This window comes from Agromyces sp. NSFZ, assembly GCF_056156205.1.
The window spans coordinates 2,815,079-2,833,183 of record NZ_CM149585.1; the positions used below are offsets into that span (position 1 = coordinate 2,815,079).

At 71.3% G+C, this 18,105-nt stretch carries 16 protein-coding genes; 6 read left to right on the top strand and 10 right to left on the bottom strand.

The window, feature by feature from the left end:
- Positions 1 to 22 precede the first annotated feature (22 nt).
- Together ACVFI9_RS13270 and ACVFI9_RS13275 are read right to left on the bottom strand one after the other, a co-directional pair.
- Positions 23 to 1,597, bottom strand: a complete 1,575-nt coding sequence (locus ACVFI9_RS13270; protein ID WP_474762691.1) for a hypothetical protein — start codon at positions 1,595 to 1,597, stop codon at positions 23 to 25.
- Positions 1,573 to 2,862: an ABC transporter ATP-binding protein gene (locus ACVFI9_RS13275; RefSeq protein WP_474762692.1), complete on the bottom strand. Its 1,290-nt coding sequence runs from the start codon at positions 2,860 to 2,862 to the stop codon at positions 1,573 to 1,575. The genes ACVFI9_RS13270 and ACVFI9_RS13275 overlap by 25 nt, the downstream gene beginning before the upstream one ends.
- A 585-nt stretch (positions 2,863 to 3,447) precedes the next feature.
- On the opposite strand from ACVFI9_RS13275, the gene ACVFI9_RS13280 reads away from it, so the two are divergent.
- Entirely contained in the window at positions 3,448 to 4,140 is a 693-nt protein-coding gene (locus ACVFI9_RS13280) for a phosphocholine cytidylyltransferase family protein (RefSeq protein ID WP_474762693.1), read from the top strand.
- Between the two features lie 95 nt (positions 4,141 to 4,235).
- Here ACVFI9_RS13280 and ACVFI9_RS13285 read toward each other — a convergent pair whose 3' ends face one another.
- Positions 4,236 to 4,724, bottom strand: a complete 489-nt coding sequence (locus tag ACVFI9_RS13285; RefSeq protein ID WP_474762694.1) for an ECF transporter S component — start codon at positions 4,722 to 4,724, stop codon at positions 4,236 to 4,238.
- 129 nt (positions 4,725 to 4,853) lie between these two features.
- Between ACVFI9_RS13285 and ACVFI9_RS13290 the strand changes: the two genes are divergently transcribed.
- Positions 4,854 to 5,666 carry an ABC transporter permease gene (locus ACVFI9_RS13290; protein ID WP_474762695.1) on the top strand — a complete coding sequence of 271 codons (813 nt, stop codon included), beginning with the start codon at positions 4,854 to 4,856 and terminating at the stop codon, positions 5,664 to 5,666.
- Positions 5,666 to 6,442: an ABC transporter ATP-binding protein gene (locus tag ACVFI9_RS13295; protein ID WP_474762696.1), complete on the top strand. Its 777-nt coding sequence runs from the start codon at positions 5,666 to 5,668 to the stop codon at positions 6,440 to 6,442. The genes ACVFI9_RS13290 and ACVFI9_RS13295 overlap by 1 nt, the downstream gene beginning before the upstream one ends.
- A gap of 50 nt (positions 6,443 to 6,492) precedes the next feature.
- Here the strand turns inward: ACVFI9_RS13295 and ACVFI9_RS13300 are convergent, their stop codons facing one another.
- Complete coding sequence (locus ACVFI9_RS13300) at positions 6,493 to 7,740, bottom strand: HNH endonuclease signature motif containing protein (RefSeq protein ID WP_474762697.1); 1,248 nt, start codon at positions 7,738 to 7,740, stop codon at positions 6,493 to 6,495.
- A gap of 188 nt (positions 7,741 to 7,928) precedes the next feature.
- Here ACVFI9_RS13300 and ACVFI9_RS13305 point away from each other — a divergent pair, with 188 nt between their 5' ends.
- Positions 7,929 to 8,999: a hypothetical protein gene (locus ACVFI9_RS13305; protein ID WP_474762698.1), complete on the top strand. Its 1,071-nt coding sequence runs from the start codon at positions 7,929 to 7,931 to the stop codon at positions 8,997 to 8,999.
- A 24-nt stretch (positions 9,000 to 9,023) separates the two neighbouring features.
- Here ACVFI9_RS13305 and ACVFI9_RS13310 read toward each other — a convergent pair whose 3' ends face one another.
- From ACVFI9_RS13310 to ACVFI9_RS13330, 5 genes are all read right to left on the bottom strand, one after another.
- The gene (locus tag ACVFI9_RS13310; RefSeq protein WP_474762699.1) at positions 9,024 to 10,319 is read right to left on the bottom strand and encodes a hypothetical protein; all 1,296 of its coding nucleotides are present in this window, start codon (positions 10,317 to 10,319) and stop codon (positions 9,024 to 9,026) included.
- Between the two features lie 91 nt (positions 10,320 to 10,410).
- Positions 10,411 to 11,256, bottom strand: coding sequence for a glycosyltransferase family 2 protein (locus ACVFI9_RS13315; protein ID WP_474766257.1), 846 nt, complete (start codon positions 11,254 to 11,256; stop codon positions 10,411 to 10,413).
- 88 nt (positions 11,257 to 11,344) lie between these two features.
- Positions 11,345 to 12,157, bottom strand: coding sequence for a CDP-alcohol phosphatidyltransferase family protein (locus ACVFI9_RS13320; protein ID WP_474762700.1), 813 nt, complete (start codon positions 12,155 to 12,157; stop codon positions 11,345 to 11,347).
- Positions 12,158 to 12,162: 5 nt separating this feature from the next.
- Positions 12,163 to 13,218 carry a glycosyltransferase family 2 protein gene (locus tag ACVFI9_RS13325; protein WP_474762701.1) on the bottom strand — a complete coding sequence of 352 codons (1,056 nt, stop codon included), beginning with the start codon at positions 13,216 to 13,218 and terminating at the stop codon, positions 12,163 to 12,165.
- Positions 13,219 to 13,314: 96 nt separating this feature from the next.
- Positions 13,315 to 15,009 (bottom strand): S1C family serine protease, encoded by a 1,695-nt coding sequence (locus tag ACVFI9_RS13330; protein ID WP_474762702.1) that lies wholly within the window; start codon positions 15,007 to 15,009, stop codon positions 13,315 to 13,317.
- A 169-nt stretch (positions 15,010 to 15,178) separates the two neighbouring features.
- Between ACVFI9_RS13330 and ACVFI9_RS13335 the strand changes: the two genes are divergently transcribed.
- On the top strand, positions 15,179 to 16,396 hold the full coding sequence (locus ACVFI9_RS13335; RefSeq protein WP_474762703.1) for an aminotransferase class I/II-fold pyridoxal phosphate-dependent enzyme: 1,218 nt from the start codon (positions 15,179 to 15,181) through the stop codon (positions 16,394 to 16,396).
- Between the two features lie 6 nt (positions 16,397 to 16,402).
- Here ACVFI9_RS13335 and ACVFI9_RS13340 read toward each other — a convergent pair whose 3' ends face one another.
- Positions 16,403 to 17,239 carry a carbon-nitrogen hydrolase family protein gene (locus ACVFI9_RS13340; RefSeq protein WP_474762704.1) on the bottom strand — a complete coding sequence of 279 codons (837 nt, stop codon included), beginning with the start codon at positions 17,237 to 17,239 and terminating at the stop codon, positions 16,403 to 16,405.
- A 127-nt stretch (positions 17,240 to 17,366) separates the two neighbouring features.
- On the opposite strand from ACVFI9_RS13340, the gene ACVFI9_RS13345 reads away from it, so the two are divergent.
- Complete coding sequence (locus tag ACVFI9_RS13345; RefSeq protein WP_474762705.1) at positions 17,367 to 18,059, top strand: hypothetical protein; 693 nt, start codon at positions 17,367 to 17,369, stop codon at positions 18,057 to 18,059.
- The last annotated feature ends 46 nt before the right edge of the window (positions 18,060 to 18,105 follow it).

Consider the following 18,105-nt stretch of genomic DNA (forward strand, 5'->3'; position numbering starts at 1 on the left):
GGGGTGCATCTCGGTCGTGCGTCTACGCGCGCACGGCCGCGGCGAGGATCTCGGGTCCGCGACGGTCGAACACCCGACCGCCCAGCCAGATGCCCACGACCAGCACGATCACGCCGAGGCCCACGCCCGCCGCGAACGAGGCGGCGTGCCAGGCGGGGTCGACGAAGAGCCCGAGCGCGGCGAACGCGACGGCCGGAAGGGCCACGAGGAGCGACCCGAACATGGTGATCGATTGCACGAGCGCCGTGATGGCCGACGTGGACTGCGGCTGCTGGAACGGGCTGTCGCCCGGCTTCACGGCCGGGTAGGGGAACCGCGCCGAGGCGAGGGAGCCGACGCCGAGGCCCGCGAGCAACAGGGCCGTGCTCACCCCGATGACCGACGGCAGCAGCCGCCAGTCGTCGAGCACGAGCACGGTCACCGCGCTGCCGAGACCGATGACGAGCGTGCCGGCGATCAGCACCGGTACGAGCCGGCCGGCGCGATCGGCCGTGCCGCGCACGCCCGAGGCGACATGCAGCCAGACCGCCGTGCTGTCGAACGCCGTGTCGTTGTGGAGCGCCCAGCCGAGGAGCAGGCACATGAGCGGCACGGGAACGAGTGCCGTGTAGGCGAGCGGGATACCGGCGAGACTGAGCGGCACGAGGACGAGCACGGGAACGACCGGGATCATGATCACCGACATCCAGTACCGCGCATCGCGGACCCAGTAGGTGATGCTGCGCGCGGCCACGGCACCCGATGCCGTGTGCGGCATCCGGTCGAACCATCCGAGTCCCCGGTAGTGCTTGGCGGATGCCTCGCGGCCGGGTGTCACGAGCACCCGCGCCACGACCGCCTCCCACGCGAGCCACAGCGCAGCGAGCGTGACGAGGGCGATGAGGAGCTTCACGAGTGCCGCACCCCAGGCGCCGGCCGCCGCATCGCCGGGCGCGGCGAACGCGGCGCCGAGCGGCGTCCACCCGAGCACGCCGGCCGCCGACTCGAGCACGTCGAGCCCCGAGCTCGCCCAGTCGATGGAGATGACCACGACGATGATCGGCGAGAGCAGCACGACGAGCAGCACGCCGAGCACGCCGCTCACCTCGCGCGCGCGCCGTGTCGCGAGCAGCACCGAGGCGACCGAGGTGGCGAGGCGTGCCAGCAGCAGGCAACTGGCGAACGCCACGGCCGCGGAGAGGATCGCGAGGATCGTCTCCCCCACCCCGCGCGACCAGGTCACGACCGTCCCGGAGAGCACGATGGCGAGCACGAACGCCGGGATGCCGATCATCGCCGCGACGGCGAGGCCCATCGCAAGCGTGCGATTCGGCACCCCGAAGAGCGCGAACCTCCGCGGATCCATGGTGTCGTCGACGCCGAACGCGAGGGGGAACACGACGAACCCGATGAGCGTCGCGGCCCCGACCACGGTGAATACGTCGCGGATCACCGCGACGTCATCGGAGAACCGCAGCGCCACGAGGGACGCGAACAGCAGGACCGCGGCCCCGACGCCGTAGATGAGGCCGACGACGATGCCGACGACCTGCCATGGGCTGCGTCGGAAGATGTTCGCGAGCAGGCGCAGTTTCAGTCGGAGAAACTGTGCAACCATTCCATGCCTTCCGCCGCCTTGCGTCCGCCGGCGAGCTCGACGAATCGGTCTTCGAGGGTCTGTCCGCGTCGCACCTCGTCGAGCACCCCGGATGCGAGGACGCGGCCGCCGATGATGATGGCGGCGGAGTCGCAGACGCGCTCGATGAGGTCCATGCTGTGGCTCGACAGCAGCACCGTGCCGCCGCCGCCCACGTAGCGCTCGAGGATGTCGGTGAGGTTCGCCGCCGAGACCGGATCGACCGATTCGAACGGCTCGTCGAGCACGAGGAGGCGCGGCGCGTGGATCATCGCGCACGCGAGGGCGATCTTCTTCGTCATGCCCGCGGAGTAGTCGGCGACCAATCGGTCGACGGCGTCCTCGAGGCCGAACGCGGCGATGAGTTCGAGGCTGCGCTCGCGTACCGTGCGGTCGTCGAGGCCGCGCAGGGCGCCGGAGTAGTAGAGGAGCTGGGCGCCCGTGAGGCGGTCGAAGAGCCGGAGCCGGTCGGGCAGCACGCCGGTCACCCGCTTCGCGGCGCGCGCATCCTTCCAGACGTCGATCTCGTTGATGCGCACGGTGCCGGCGTCGGGGCGGAGGAGGCCGGTCACCATCGACAGCGTCGTCGTCTTGCCGGCGCCGTTCGGGCCGACGATGCCGTAGAACGACCCGGCGCGGATGTCGAGCGTGATGCCGTCGACCGCCGTGTTGTTCCCGAACCGCTTCACGAGCCCCTGGATCGTGAGCACACGAGGCGCGTCGGCCGCGGGCGCCGGGCGGGCGACTCGCAGCGTGCGCTTCTTGCGCGGCTTCGGCTTGCGCGGTGCGGGGATCACCGCGACGGCCTGATCGACGTCGGATGCCCCGAGCGCCTCGCTCTGCGTCGGCTCCTCGATCGCGGGCTCCGCGATGAGCGGCTCGGCGACCGACGCCGGTGTCTCTGCCGGCGTCTCCGTCTCGACGGGCGCCTCGGCCGACGTCTCGCCGGGGAACTCGGTCACGGTGACGACCGGAGGGTCGAGCTCCACGACCGGGGGGTCGAGCTCCACCACCGGCGGGTCGAGCTCCACGACCGGGGCCAAGGCCACCACGGGCTCCTCCACCGGCGGCACGACCACCGGTTCCTCCACCGGCCGCTCGCGCGTCGTCTCGTCGAGCTCGGCCGCGACCGCGGCATCCGACGCGACCGCGGCATCCGACGCGACCGCGGCATCTGTCGCGACCGCGGCATCCGGCTCACCGGCCTTGCGATTGGGCCGCTCGGCCGCGGTCGTCTCGGTCGTCATCGCAGCGGCGACGCGCTGGCGCTTCGCCGAGGTCGTGGTCGTGGCGCGGCCCCTCGAGGTGGTCGAGGCCGCGGATCCGCGACCCGCACGCGCGGTCTTGGCGGCCTCGCCTCGCGTCGCCGCAGCCTTCGAGGAGGCCGCCCGTGACGCCGCATTCCGCTTCGACGGGGCGGGTGCGTCGGACGAGTCGCCGGCGGAGGGAGCCTTGGTCTTGGCCGCCGATGCTGCCGCCTTCGGCGCACGGCGCGCCGCGGAAGACCCCCGATCGGCGGACACCCCCGTGCCGGTGCCTTCGGGAGCTTCGTCGTCAGGATCCACAGGCGAAACGGAAGTCACCACCACAACCTACCAACGAGCACCCGATCGACGCGCGCACGCGTCCCCCGAACGGGGGTAAACTGGGCATTTCCTGAGCGGGACATCACGATCCCACTACGACATGTCAAGCCCGCTGAGTTCTCGGCGTCGCCCCGATATCCTGTATGACGGCATAACGGCGTGTCCACATGTGAACTTCCGGATGAACAGACGACGAACGCACGGCAACGTGCGGGTCGCGGCATCCGCACCACCGAAGGAGATGCAGTGACCACCCAGATCGTGATCTTGGCCGCAGGCATGGGGAGCCGGCTCGGCCGATCGCTCCCCAAGCCGCTCACCGAGCTGGCCGACGGCCGCACCATCATGCAGCAGCAGTTCGACAACGTCGGGCACGCGTTCGGCGCCAACGCCAGCGTGACCATCGTCGTCGGCTACAAACTCGAGCACATCATCGAGGCGTTCCCGCAGGCGTCGTTCGTCTACAACGAGGAGTACGACCAGACGAACACCTCGAAGAGCCTGATGCGCGCACTCGCGGCGTCGCAGCCGGGCGGCGTGCTCTGGATGAACGGCGACGTCGTGTTCGACCCGCGCATCCTCGACCGCGCGCTGCCGTTCATCGCACGCGACCAGTCGTTCGTCACCGTGAACACCGCGAAGGTGTCCGACGAAGAGGTCAAGTACACGACCACCGCCGAGGGCTACATCAAGGAGCTCTCCAAGGTCGTCAAGGGCGGCCTCGGCGAGGCCGTGGGCATCAACTACGTCTCCAGCCGCGACAAGGCGACGCTCCTCGCGCACCTGCAGCGGGTCGGCGACCAGGACTACTTCGAGCGGGGCATCGAGCTCGCGATCGAGAAGAACGGCATGCTCGTCGAGCCGATGGACGTCTCCGACCTCTACGCGGTCGAGATCGACTTCGCCGAAGACCTCGAGCGTGCGAACCACTTCGTGTGATCAGCGCACCACAGCAGTGAAGAGCGGATGCCACGTGGCATCCGCTCTTCGCATGTGGGCACGGTGTCCGCGAACTGCGGTCGGCGCCGGGCGGCTCACGCCGCCTGCGCCACGCCCGCCTTCGCCAGTCGTGCGGCGATCACTCGGCCGATCCAGGTGAACAGCACGGGAGAGAGCACCCACAGCGGCAGCGCGATCGCCCAGGCCCACCAGGCGTAGTGCTCGGCACCGAGGCCGATGAACACGGCGATCGCGATCACCAGCCCCGAGAAGCCGGCGGCCACGTAGTACAGCCACGCGTCCCAGCGGCGGTAACGCGTCACGAGGAACGGGACCTCCATGAGCAGGCCGACGATGAGGCCGGCGCCGACGTAGCGCCACAGCCACCACGGCGCGAACGCGGCGCCGACCAGCCCGGCGATCAGGCCCGCGAGCACGGCCATGCCGGGCCGCTTGAGCACCGCCAGCGCCACGACGCTCGGGAGGAAATGCGTGCCGACCGTGAGGCCGTACAGCATCGGCCCGAAGGCGGCGAACGCGGCGGCGAGATAGCCGGATGCCCCGGCGACCACACCCCCGACCACGCCGATCGCGGCACAACTGAGGAGGACCCGAGTACTGGTGCGGTGCACGACGCTCCTTCCGACCGGTCGCGGCGCGCGCAGACCGCCTCCTCCAAACCTACCGCTGCGGCCATCTACGATGAGATCGTGATGAGCACCGCACCCGTCGCGTATCGCGACGCGCATCCGCTGCAGCGGACGCCGTGGGCCCGGTATCGTCACAGCCTCTGGCTCCTCACCACCCGCGACCTCAAGGTGAGGTACTCGACGTCGGCCCTCGGCTACCTCTGGTCGGTGCTCGACCCGCTCGTGATGGCCGGGATCTACTGGTTCGTCTTCACGCAGGTGTTCCAGCGCATCGCCGGAACCGAGCCGTACATCGTGTTCCTCCTCTCGGCGCTGCTGCCGTGGATGTGGTTCAACGGGGCCGTGTCCGACTCGACGCGGGCGTTCCTGAAGGACGCCAAGCTCGTCCGTTCCACGAAGATCCCCCGCACCATCTGGGTGAACCGCATCGTGCTCTCGAAGGGCATCGAATTCGTGCTCGCCCTGCCCGTGCTGGCGCTCTTCGCCATCCTGTTCGGCGCGGAGGTCGGCTGGCAGCTCGTGTTCTTCCCGCTCGCGGTGCTGCTGCAGGGCGTGCTCACGATCGGCGTCGCGCTCATCGTGGCGCCGCTCGTGGTCTTCTTCCGCGACCTCGAGCGTGCGGTGAAGCTCATCCTTCGGTTCCTCTTCTACGCGTCGCCGATCATCTACGGCGTGTCCAACCTGCCCGAAGAGCTGCATTTCTGGGCGGCGTTCAACCCGCTCTCGGGGATCTTCGGGCTGTACCGCGCCGGGTTCTTCCCCGACGAGCTCGACTGGTTCAACGTCATCATCTCGGCGGCGATGTCGCTCGCGTTCCTCGCGGTCGGATTGCTCATCTTCCGCGGAAGCATCCGCCAGGTGCTGAAGGAGATCTGATGACGGATGCCACGGCCGAGGCGTTGGCCACGAGCGCGCCCCACGCCATCCGGGTCGAGAACCTCGGGGTGCGGTTCCGGCGCAATCGGCGCGGTCGCCGCCTCTTCAAGGACCTCTTCGCCGGACGCCGGCGCCGCACCCGCCCGAACGAGTTCTGGGCGCTCCGCGACGTCTCGATCGACGTCCGCCCCGGCGAGGCCATCGGTGTCGTCGGCCGCAACGGCCAGGGCAAGTCGACGCTGTTGAAGCTCGTGGCCGGCGTGATGATCCCCGACGAGGGCAGGGTCGACGTGACCGGCGGGGTCGCGCCGCTCATCGAGATCACCGGCGGTTTCGTCGACGATCTCACCGTGCGCGACAACGTGTACCTGACGGCCGGCCTGCACGGCATGACGCGCGCGCAGATCGACGCGAAGTTCGACGACATCATCGGGTTCGCCGATATCGGCGACTTCCTCGACACGCCCTACAAGCACCTGTCGAGCGGCATGAAGGTGCGCATCGCCTTCGCGGTGATCTCGCAGCTCGAGGAGCCCATCATCCTCGTCGACGAGGTGCTCGCGGTCGGCGACAAGGCGTTCCGCGAGAAGTGCTACGGCCGCATCGAGGAGCTGCTCGCGGGCGGCCGCACGCTCTTCTTCGTCTCGCACAACGAGCGCGACCTTCGCCGGTTCTGCACTCGCGGCCTCTACCTCGACAAGGGCGCCCTCGTGCTCGATGCTCCGATCGACGAGGTGCTCGATCGCTACAACGCCGAGCACGGCACCGCGAAGTAGGCGCTCGGCGGCCGAGCGCGGCGCAGCATGGGCAACGCGCCGCGCGACCTTCACCCCGCCCTCGCAGTAACCGCGCCGCCATCGCCCGGCGCTTGGAGCGGACGCACCAGCCCGTCGGGTGGCCCGTCGTACCACCGCCCGGCAGGACTGCGCCACCGGATCGTTCCGTCTGGATCCTGCCAGACGCGCCAGCCGGTGTGATGCTTCAGCCGATGGTGGCCTCGGCAGAGGACGGCGAGATTGTCGTGGTCGGTGCATCCCTCGTGCTCCGTCGCGACCGTGTGATCGAGGTCACCCTCGCTCGCCGGCCGCTCGCATCCGGGGAACCGGCACCGTCCGTCGCGGATGCGCAGCCACGCGGCGAGGTCGGCGGGCACCCGGCGCGACGAGCGGCCGTATCGGAGCGTCGCACCCGTCACAGGGTGGGTGAGGATCGTCCGGAAGGACGGCACATGCGCGAAGAGCTGCCGTGCCGTCTCGATGTCGATGGGACCGTGGGTCTCGAGCATCGCCGGCTGTGCGCCGTGCCCGAAGAGGGTGAGCGCGGGAATGACGAGATGCACGGTGGCGCGCACCGTGCCGAGGTCACCGGGCTCGGGTACCGCAGCCGGATTCGCCCGACCCAGCAGCAGCGCGACGGCCGCGTCGGCCTCGCGTTGGGGTCTGGTGCGCCCGTCTCCCGCCGCGCGCACGGCGACCGCGCTCGCGATCCGTGCCCGGATGGCCACGGCCTCCTCGGCCGCGCACAGCAGGTTGACCCACGCCATGCCGTCGTGGGCGGGATCGATGACGAGTCGCCGTTCCTCGAGTGCCCGACGCTTCCGAGCCTCGGCCGCGGTGGGCTGGTACCGATGCTGCATGCGCACGAGCGCCCGGCGGAACCCCGTCGTCGTCATACGGCGCGCCTTCTCGACCGCCTCCCGCTCGAACTCGGCGGCACGCTCGGCGGGAAGGAGCGCGACCGCATCGACGAGCGCGCGCACGTGATGCAGCGACACCTCTCCTGCAGCGAGGGCGTCAGCCGTCTCAGGCAGGTCGACGAGTGCCGAGGCGTCGTACATCATGGCCGCGGCGGCACGCTCGTGCACCTGCAGGGACGTCGCGAGTTCCGCCGCACACGCGCGGTCGGCCCACTCCCGGTTCTCACGTTCGCCTCGTGCCGGATGCGCCTCGACGACGTGCATCAGCCGTCGGAGCCCATCGACCCGACGCAGCTGCTCGGCCTGCAACGCCCGGATGGAGCGCTCGAGCTCGACGACGCGCTCGAGCGCCTCGGCGAGGCGAGCAGTGGGTTCCATGTGGATATTCCAACATGACCCTCCGACATTCGAAATCACCTCCTATCAGGTATTTCGCCTGTGGAGAACTCCCCTCGCCCGGCACCTGTGGAGGACGAGTCGCGGCAGCCGCTCGCACCCATGGGACCCCGACCCCATCGCGCAACCCCCGGCATCCGCTCGGCTTCGCCGCCTAGGATCGACCCACCATGACCGAACGCGTGCACAAGATCACCTCACTCGGCACGAGTGCGCCACGAGAGGGCGACGGCTCCACCGACGCGGCCGCCGGCGCGGCCGCCGGCCCCGACCTCGGACGCGCCCACGGCGTCGAGCGCGGCATCGACGCGGTGCTCTCGATCCAGCGACCAGTCGTCGTGGCGCATCTGCGGAGCATCCGTCGCCGCGTCCCGAACGCCACCCCGGACCAGATCGTGCGCATCCTCGAGCGACGATACCTCGCGGCCGTGACCACGGGCGGCGCGGCAGTGGGTGCCACGGCGGTCGTGCCCGGCATCGGCACGGGCGTCACGCTCGCCCTCTCGGGCGTCGAGACCGCGGGCTTCCTCGAGGCCACCGCGCTGTTCGCGCAGTCGGTCGCCGAGGTGCACGGCATCGCGGTGGAGAGCCCCGAGCGGGCACGCGCCCTCGTGATGACGCTGATGCTCGGCAAGGAGGGCATCGACCTCGTGCGCCAGCTCGCGTCGCAGGCGGCCGGCCGGGGGGTGGCCCGGAACGCCTACTGGGGCGAGCTCATCACGAACAGCATGCCGAAAGCCGTCATGGGAACGGTCGTCGACCGCCTGCGCAGCATCTTCATCCGCCAGTTCGCCGTGCGCGGCGGCGCCGGCATCATCGGCAAGGCGATTCCCTTCGGCATCGGCGCCGCCATCGGCGGCGCGGGCAATCACCTGCTCGGCCGCAAGGTGCTGCAGCAGGCCCGACTCGCGTTCGGCGCGGCTCCCCCGACGCTGCCCGTCGAGCTCGAACCTCGCGAAGGCGACTCGGCGGTGAAGTCGGCGGCCCTCCGGATGTCGCGGGCCGGCGGTGCGGTCGGCTCGTTCGCCGTGACGAGCAGCCGGGGGCTGCGCGAGGCCGCGGGCCGCGCCATACGAGGGCGCAAGCGCTCGAAGAGGCAGGATGCCATCGAGGCGCCCACCGGCCCAGGCGCCGCCACGAGCACCGACGCCACGAGGAGCGCCGCCACGAGGAGCGCCGCCGCCACCGCGGACACCGCCGCCGCCGCCGACGACCTCGGCCCCGAGTACCCGGTCATCTAGGCCAGGTCGTCCAGCCCCGGTCGTCTAGGCCCCGAGCGTCTCCGCCTCTTCCTCGTCGTCCACCTCGAACTCGTCGAAATCCTCCTCGCCCGCGTGCAGCGTCGCGAAGCGCTCCCACTCTGCCATGAGGTGGTCGACGGCGGCGTGGAACCGCTGCGTGGTGACGCCGGGCGTCGTGTCGCCGAAGTAGCGCTCGACCCAGTGCCCGAGCCGTTCGAGCGCCGCCTCATCATGCGAGACCTCGTCGACGCGGGCGACCATGGTTGCGGCATCCGCCGCCTCGAGCCACTCGCAGGCCTGCAGGTACCCGCCCGTGTCGATCTGCGCCTCGGGGTTCACGGGACGCGTGATGAGCAGCGGCTTGCCTGCGGCGAGCCGGTCGTAGACCATCGCCGAGATGTCGACGATCGCGACATCCGCCGCCGCCAGCTGCCAGCCGAGCGAGGGACCGTCGTCGTAGACGTGCTGCGCCTTCGGGTCGGCGGCATTGGCGGCGGCGATGGCGGCGATGATCTCGCGGTTGGCCGCGCCGTAGTCGCGGTCGACGACGCCCGAGCGCGGGTGCGGCCGGTAGATCACGCGGTGGCGGCCGGTGGCGAGGAGCCCGCGTACGAGCGGCACGCCGTGCGAGGCGATGGAGCCGTAAGCGGCCGCTCCGCGGTCACCCTCCCACGTGGGCGCGTAGAGCACCACCTCGCGCTCATCGGGCGTGTACGGCAGCGGCGATCCGTCGAGGTAGTGGTCGGCCTGCGGACGGCCGATGGGGATCGCCCGCTTGTCGAAGTCGTAGTCCCAGAGCACTTTCTCGAGGCGCGCCCGGGCCGCGTCGCCGGCGATCAGCGCGTAGTCGTAGGCCTTGAACTGGTTGGTGGTCATGTACATCTTGTCGGACTCGCCGTGGTTGATGAACACGTGCCACCTGCGCCCGTAGCGCATCATCTGGAAGTTCTTCGCGTTCTGGTTGACGTAGAACACGATGTGCAGGTCCTGCTCGTGGATCACCCGCTCGAGGTCGACGACCCGGCGCACGTAGGCGACGGGCAGCGGCGACTCTTCGAGCAGCTGCAGCGCCGCGCCCGAGGCGCGGGTCAGGATGAGCACCGGATGCCTCGCGGCCAGCTCGGCGAGCGGCCTGTACCACTGGCGCAGCTGGTAGAGGTTGACTCGGCCGTCGGCGAAGTACACGCCGATGCGGTAGCGGTGGGGTTCGAGGGGCGGTTGCGCGGCGATTCGGGCGAGCAGTTCGCGCCGGGCGCGGCGCGACCACATGATGTCCTTGGCCAGCTTGACCGCACGCCGCGCGTCTCTCAGAAGTCCCACCGTCCAAGGGTAACGAGCACGCGAACGGCGGATGTCCCGTGGCCGACCCCTGCGGCTGCCCCGGCCCCGATCGAGAGCCGATCGTTACGCGTCAGACAACGGGCGGGCGCCCGGCCAGCGTCATGCGCCAGACCGTGCGCCAGCGGATCGGCTGGCGCCGCCCGGGGTACTCCCGCCAGCCTGCGCGCCACCCCGCGAACCAGGCGCGCAGCGCCGACGGGTTGCGCGCCCAGCGCAGCACCTGGATCGCGGTCCACGAGCCCACATACAGCGGCACCAGCACGGCAGGAAGGTTGCGTCGCGCCAGCCACACGCGGTTGCGGGCGTTCAGCCGGTAGTAGTAGGCGTGGCGCGCGGGGTCGATCACCGGATGCCCCGCCTCGAGGTCGCCCGCGTACCACGCGACGTGGCCGGTGTCCCACACCCGCCACGCCAGCTCGATGCCCTCGTGCGCGTAGAAGAACGGGTCGGCCCAGCCGCCCGTGGCATCGAACACGGTGCGGGGCATGAGCACGGCACCCTCCCAGCACGAGAACACGTTGCTCGAGTGCGCGGGGTCGCCCTTGCGGATGCGCGGGATCCACCGACGCGGCGACACCCGGCCCGTGGGGTCGAGGACGCGGGGCTGGATGAGCCCGAGCTCGGGCCGGTCGGCGAGGAGGCGGCATCCGTTCGCGAGGAATCGCCGATCGGGCAGGAACGCGTCGTCGTCGAGGAAGAAGAGCACCTCGCCCGTCACGCGCGGCACGCCGCGGTTGCGGCCGGCCGGAATGCCCAGGTTCTCGGCCAGGTGCAGGGTCTTCACGCCCGCGGGCAGCGCGGGCTCGGCGGTCGCCGGGTCCCAGCCGTTGCCGACGCACACGACGTCGACGTCGACGCCCTCCTGGTCGAGGATGCTCCGGATGCCCCGTGCGAGGTCGTCGGGACGCGTGCCCATGGTGAGCACCACCACGCCGACGCGCGGTCGGGCTGCGTTCGCTGAGCCCGTCGAAGCGCGCCCTTCGGCAGGCTCAGGGACCGGCGCGTCAGGCGCGGACACGGCGAGACGCCATGATCGCGACGAAGTGGCCGAGGAGCGAGAGGATCGCGAGCGGCAGCAGCGCGGCGACCACGACGCGGTCGACGAGCGGCTGCCCCACGACGAGTCCGACGAGCGCCGCGGCGAACGCGATGAGCGTGAGCTCGACGGAATGGTAGAGCCGGTGGAACGGCAGGAACCGGGCGGCCTTGCGGAGCTTCGCGAGGAGCCCGCCGCGCGGGGCGGTCTCCCCGTGCGTGTCGGCGAGCTTCGGGAGTCCGGCGTTCGCGCGGGCGACGTGCACCATGTCGTTGAGCGCCTTGTTCAGCACGATGACGAGCGCGAGGAGCGCCGCGAGCGTGGTCCAGAGGAAGTCTGCGGGGAACTCGAGCGGGTAGGCGGCGGCGCGGATGCCGAGCGCGACCGGGATGAGGGCCTCGGTCGTGTAGTGCCCGACCTTGTCGAGGAACACCCCGGCGGGCGACGACGTGCGACGCCAGCGGGCGACCTCGCCGTCGCAGCAGTCGACGAGCATCTGCAGCTGGCCGAGGACCACGGCGAGGAGGGCGCCCCAGACGCCGGGGATGAGCAGCGCCGCCGCGGTCGACCAGCCGACGAGGATCATGAGCGCCGTGACGCCGTTCGCCGAGATGCTCGTGCGCAGCAGCACCCACGTCAGGTAGGGCGAGAGGTTGCGGAGGTAGAGGGACGCCGTCCAGTGCTCGGCATTGCGGCGGCCGCGCACCTCGGGGGGCTGCGTGACGGCACGGAGCTCGGCGATCGACGTGGGCCGGGCGGCGGCCTCACCGGTGTGTGACATCGTCGTCACCTTCCCGTGTGCTTGGCGATGTTGCTCGTGAGCGAGAGGTAGCCGAGCACGAAGCCGACCCCCCACGTCACGTGGATGCAGGGCAAGACTACGAGAAACCACGCGGCCGTGCGTGCGCCGCGGCCGCGGGCGTAGACGAGCGTCGCGAGCACGACGAACAGCAGATAGACGACGGGCACGACGAAGCCGAGGAGCTCCCACGCCTCGACGCCGACCGCGAGCTTCACCAGGCCGACGATGCCCATCAGCGTTCCCAGCACGACACCCACGACCATGATGGGCGGCACGAAGTAGCGGAGGCCGTTCGACGCCGGGAACCGGCGCGCGAGCTCACCGCGCCAGAGCCCGGTCGAGAACATCTGGCGAGCGAGACGCTCGACCGTCGAACGGGGCCGGTACGTCACGCCGAGTGCGGGCGTGAACCAGACGGTGCCCCCGGTCTCGCGCAGGCGGCGGTTGAGCTCCCAGTCCTGTCCGCGCTTGATGGTCTCGTCGAAGAGGCCGACCCGCTCGAGCGCGGTGCGCCGGAACACCCCGAGGTAGACGGTGTCGGCGGGGCCCTCCTCGCCTCCGACGTGGAAGGCGGATCCACCGAGGCCGACCTTGGTGGTGTAGGCGAGCGCGACCGCCTGTTCGAACGGCGTCTCGCCCTTGGCGTCCATGATGCCGCCGACGTTGTCGGCGCCCGTGCGTTCGAGCGTCTCGACCGCGATGCGGGCATAGTCGACGGGCAGCATCGAATGCGAGTCGACGCGCACGACGACGGGGTACCGCGCAGCGCGGATGCCGATGTTGAGACCGGCCGGCGTCGACCCGATCTCGTTCTCGAGCACGCGCACGTCGAGATGGCGCTCGGCGAGATCGGCCACGAGTTCGGCCGTGCCGTCGATCGACGGACCGAGGGCGATGAGCACCTCGACCGGGCCCTCGTAGTCCTGCGCGAGGATCGATTCGACGGCCGCCCGCACGTGCGTGACGTCGTTCAGCACTGGCATGACATAGGAGACGCCGACGAGCGGCGAGGGTGTCGCCTGGTGGTGCTGCTCGGGCATGTTCCTCACTCGCTCGGGTCGATCGAGCCTAGCAGCCGCGTGCCCCGCGAACGAGGAGGGCCGGGGCCCTGGAGCCCCGGCCCTGCATCGTGCGGATCAGCCTTCGAACGTGCCGAGCGTGACGTCGACCGTCTTCGAGTCACCGTCGCGCGTGAACGTGATCTCGGCCTCGGCACCGCCGGGCATGGCACGCACCTGCGCGGTGAGGTCGGTCTGATCGGTGATCGGCACCCCGTTGAACTCGGTCACCACGTCACCGGCCCGAAGGCCGGCCTGCTCGGCGGCGCCGCCGGGCGTGACCTCCGAGATGAGGGCGCCGACGATGGTGCTCGCGTCGTCGGACTCGGCGGCGGTCACCGTCGCGCCGAGGAGTCCGTGCGTCGCCGACCCGTTCTCGATGATCTCCTTCGCGATGCGCTCGGCGAGGTTCGACGGCACGGCGAAGCCCACGCCGATGTTGCCCGCCTCGGTCGCGGCGCCTCCGGCCGAGAGGATCGCCACGTTCACGCCGATGAGCCGGCCCTCGGAGTCGACGAGTGCGCCGCCCGAGTTGCCCGGGTTGATCGCGGCATCCGTCTGGATGACCGGCAGGGACACCCGACCGGCATCGCCGGAGCGCTGCTGCGGCTCGCCGCCCTCGGGGTCGGGGAGGTCGAAGAAGAAGTCGAACGGGCTCTCGGAGCCGTCGCCCTGGTCGCCCTCGCCCGAGTCGTCGGGGGTCGTAGGGGCCGCCGACGAGGCCACGTCGATCGACCGGTTGAGCGCGCTGACGATGCCGTTCGTGACCGTGCCCGAGAGGCCGAGCGGTGCGCCGATGGCGATCGCCGTGTCGCCCACGTTGAGCGCGTCGGAATCCGCGAACTCGAGCGGCGTGAGGTCGGAGGCGTCGACGAGCTTGATGACCGCCAGGTCGGAGAGCGGGTCGGTGCCCACGAGTTCGGCGTCGTACCGTCGCCCGTCGCTCGTCTCGACCTTGATGGCCGGGTCGCCGGTCGCACCGTCGAGCGTCACGACGTGCGTGTTCGTGAGCACGTAGCCGTCGTCGGAGAGGATGATGCCCGAACCGGTGCCGCCGGCCTGGCTGCCGGAGACCGAGATCGTCACGACGCTCGGGCTCGCCTTGGCGGCGACCGCGGTGATCTGGTTCACCGAGTCGGTGTCGTTGACGACGATGTTCTGCGGGCTGCCGGAGCCGGTCGAGGTCACCGGCGAGTCGTTCGCGGTGATCAGGGCCGTCACCCCCGCACCCGAGGCACCGCCGATGAGGGCGGCGGCGACGATGGCGGCGGCCACCCCGAGACCGGCGCGACGCTGCTTGGGCGCCGGCTCACCGGCCGTGCGGGCGTCGTCGCGGCCGCCGGGAGTGCCGGGGCCACCGGGGCCGCCCGGCTCGGTGCGGTACGGCGGCACACCGGCCAATGGCGTGGTGGGCTGGGTCTCGCCCGGCCGCGGGCCGCCGAAGGACGGCGGGACGGCGCCCGATACCGGCCTGGTGTCGCCCGCGACTCCGGCACCCTGGTGCTCGTAGTGCGGGGCGTGGTACGGCTGCGGGGCCTGGCCCGGGTGGTACACCGTGCCGGTGGCCGCAGCCGCGGCGGGCGCGGACTCGGCGGCCGGCGCGGGCGCGGCGGCCGGGGCCGGCGCGGAGGCGGGCGCGGACTCGGCCTCAGCTCCGGCAGTCGGCGCGGCGTCGGGGGCAGGAGTCGTGGCGGCGGGCTGCGGCGTGCCGGCCGGTTCGGCGGCGTCGCCCCTGCGGTCCTCGCCGGTGGGGCCGTCGGTGGTGTCGGTCATGGTCTGCTCCTTCCAAGGCGATGCCAGCATCCGGCCGGAACCTGTGTGCGGCATCGGCGAAGTCTGTGAGCGGGCTATCCCCCAGCCGTGTTTCGACCGAAGGAGGAATCACACGCCCTGGGCACCCCTGCGCCAGCGTAGCGGCCGTAGCCTGACATACGGTGGGAACGTGAGCGACTTCTCCCCCGACCCCGGTCTGCGCCCATGGCAGCGCACGGCCGCGGGTGCCGGGCTCCTGGCCGACGACGGCACCATCGCAGCGACGATCTTCGCCGAGATGAGCGCGCTCGCCCAGCGCACGGGCGCGATCAACCTGGGTCAGGGCTTCCCCGACGAGGACGGCCCGGCCGAGGTGCTCGAGGCCGCTCGGCAGGCGATCTCCGACGGCGTCAACCAGTACCCGCCGGGCATCGGCGCGCCCGTGCTCCGCGAGGCCATCGCCGCGCACCAGGCCAGGTGGTACGGGATCGACGTCGACGCGGCATCCGAGGTGCTCGTGACCGCCGGCGCGACCGAGGCGCTGGCGGCCACGATCCTCGCCTTGGTCGACACCGGCGACGAGGTCGTCACGTTCGAGCCCTCGTACGACGCATATGCGGCGCTCATCGCCCGCGCCGGAGGGGTGCACCGCACGGTTCCGCTGAGGTTCCCCGACTGGCACGTCGACCTGGCCGAACTCGACGCGGCCGTCACCGATCGCACGCGCGTCATCCTCGTGAACTCGCCGCACAATCCGACCGGCACGGTGCTGGCCGACGAGGTGCTCGACCGCATCGTCGAGCTCGCCGACCGGCACGACGCGGTCATCGTCACCGACGAGGTCTACGAGCACCTCACGTTCGGCGCGGCGCATCGGCCGATCGCCACGAGGCCCGGTGCGCGCGACCGCACCATCACGATCTCGTCGGGTGGCAAGACCTTCGCCACCACGGGCTGGAAGATCGGCTGGCTCACCGCTCCCGCGCACCTCGTCACGAGCGTGCTCGCGGTGAAGCAGTACCTGACCTACGTGAACGGCGCCCCGTTCCAGCCGGCGATCGCGACGGGTCTCGGACTTCCCGATGCGGTCTTCGCGGATGCCGCGGCAACGCTCCGCGCGAAGCGCGACGTGCTGGCGGTCGGCCTCGCGGCGGCGGGCTTCACCGTGGCGCTGCCCGACGCCGGGTACTTCATCGTCGCCGACGCTGCGCCCCTGGGCTACGACGACGGTGCGGCACTGTGCCGGGAGCTCCCCGAGCGGGCCGGCGTGGTCGGCGTGCCCGTGTCGGCGTTCGTGCACCCCGACCGCCGCCATGCGTACCGGAGCCTCGTGCGGTTCGCGTTCTGCAAGCGACTCGACGTGCTCGAGGAGGCGTCATCGCGGCTCGCCCGGCTGGGCGCTCGGTGATACCCCTCAGCGCTCGGTGACGCGGAACCGGCGCAACTCCAGCGCCGGGTTCACGCGCCGCACCGCCTCGATGCGCTCACGCGAGATCCATGCCACCGCGACATCCGTCGCCTCGCCGATCGTCGCGACCTCGACGCCCATCGGGTCGACGATCATGCTGTTGCCGGCCCCGACCGGCGGGGCATGGTCGGCCGCGGCGACGTACACGGTGTTCTCCAGCGCCCTGGCGGTGGTGAGCACCCGCCAGTGGGCCTCCTTCAGCGGCCCGCGCACCCACTCGGCGGGCATGCACACGACGTCGGCTCCGGCGTCGACGATGCGCCGGGTCACCTCGGGGAAGCGCGCGTCGTAGCACGTCTGCAGGCCGAATCGGATGCCGCCGGCCTCGAAGACCTCGGGTGCGGCGATGTCGCCCGGGGCCACCCACTCGGACTCGCGCTGCCCGAACGCGTCGTAGAGGTGCAGCTTGCGGTAACGCGCGACCACGCCCGCGCCGGGTGCGACCGCCACCACGGTGTTCGCCACCCGTCGCTCGCCGTCGACGCGCTCGATCATGCCGGCGACGAGGTGCACGTCGAACCGGTCGGCGAGTGCCGCGAGCGCGGTCGTGAACGCGCCGCCCACGGCCTCGGCGGCGCCGAGCCACGACTCGTCGGGCGTGGGCGTGAAGTAGCTCGAGTACTCGGGGAAGACGACCAGCCGGGCGCCGCGCCGGACCGCGAGACCGGCGAGTCGCTCGATCTCGGCGAGGTTCGACGAGGCATCGGCGCCGGGCGCGAACTGCGCCACGGCGAGAGCGAGACCGGGATCCCCCGGGGTCGTGTCGGCGGTCATGTCGGCCATGCCGTCAGCCTATGCGAGCCATGCTCCGCCGTGCCGGGTGAACCGATCCGCCCGCTGTCTCGTCGTACGGAGAGGGACGGCGTTCGCCGCCCCACGTGGTATCCGATCACGAACGAAGGAAGAACACGTGCACATCATCATCACCCGTCTCGCCGGCGTCGCCACCGCCGGGGCGCTCGTCACCGGCGCCATCGCCTCCACCGCAGCGGTCGCGGCCCCCGCGGATGCCGCAGCCGACATCCGCACTCCGAACGACCTCCCGGTCCACGTCGAGGTCCTCGCGCCCGCACGCGGCGACCATGCCGGACTCGACGGCGCGGGCTGGTTCGTCGATCTCTCCCTGAGGTATCGCGACGGACTCGCGGCCGCCGGATTCTCGGGCCTCCAGCTGACGGGTCCCGCCACGCACAACAACGTCGCGCCCTTCCCCGGCACCTTCTCGCCGGGCGCCGATGACCGACTGCCGGGGGTCGTCGTACTGACCTCGACGACCAGCGCCACCCGACCCGGCTTCTCGGGGCCCGGCACGAACCTCGCCAACCTGTTCAACCTCACCGGCGTCACCGATCGGTCGGCAGCGGGAGCCGAGATCCAGGACACCTGGCTCGTCGGTGCCGCGATCGCCGGCGAGGACGTCGACACGGTGCTCACCGTGGCCGTGGTCGACGACCTGAACGGCAACGGCGTCTTCGACGACGCACCGGCGGTCGTGCCCGACGCGAACCAGGACGGCGTGGTCGACAAGCACGACCTGGAGGAGATCGGCGTCGCGTCCAACGTCGTGACGGTGCCGTTCCGCCTCAACGGCGCGGGCGCGTAGCCGGTCGGGCGGCGGGGTGTCACTGGGGGGACTCCGCCGCCCACCG

Excerpts from the sequence above, each read along its gene's own strand:
- ACVFI9_RS13270 (WP_474762691.1), bottom strand. The coding sequence starts at position 1,597 with ATGGTTGCACAGTTTCTCCGACTGAAACTGCGCCTGCTCGCGAACATC.
- ACVFI9_RS13275 (WP_474762692.1), bottom strand. The coding sequence starts at position 2,862 with ATGACGACCGAGACGACCGCGGCCGAGCGGCCCAATCGCAAGGCCGGT.
- ACVFI9_RS13290 (WP_474762695.1), top strand. The coding sequence starts at position 4,854 with ATGAGCACCGCACCCGTCGCGTATCGCGACGCGCATCCGCTGCAGCGG.
- ACVFI9_RS13295 (WP_474762696.1), top strand. The coding sequence starts at position 5,666 with ATGACGGATGCCACGGCCGAGGCGTTGGCCACGAGCGCGCCCCACGCC.
- ACVFI9_RS13300 (WP_474762697.1), bottom strand. The coding sequence starts at position 7,740 with ATGGAACCCACTGCTCGCCTCGCCGAGGCGCTCGAGCGCGTCGTCGAG.
- ACVFI9_RS13305 (WP_474762698.1), top strand. The coding sequence starts at position 7,929 with ATGACCGAACGCGTGCACAAGATCACCTCACTCGGCACGAGTGCGCCA.
- ACVFI9_RS13315 (WP_474766257.1), bottom strand. The coding sequence starts at position 11,256 with ATGGGCACGCGTCCCGACGACCTCGCACGGGGCATCCGGAGCATCCTC.
- ACVFI9_RS13320 (WP_474762700.1), bottom strand. The coding sequence starts at position 12,157 with ATGTCACACACCGGTGAGGCCGCCGCCCGGCCCACGTCGATCGCCGAG.
- ACVFI9_RS13325 (WP_474762701.1), bottom strand. The coding sequence starts at position 13,218 with ATGCCCGAGCAGCACCACCAGGCGACACCCTCGCCGCTCGTCGGCGTC.
- ACVFI9_RS13330 (WP_474762702.1), bottom strand. The coding sequence starts at position 15,009 with ATGACCGACACCACCGACGGCCCCACCGGCGAGGACCGCAGGGGCGAC.
- ACVFI9_RS13340 (WP_474762704.1), bottom strand. The coding sequence starts at position 17,239 with ATGGCCGACATGACCGCCGACACGACCCCGGGGGATCCCGGTCTCGCT.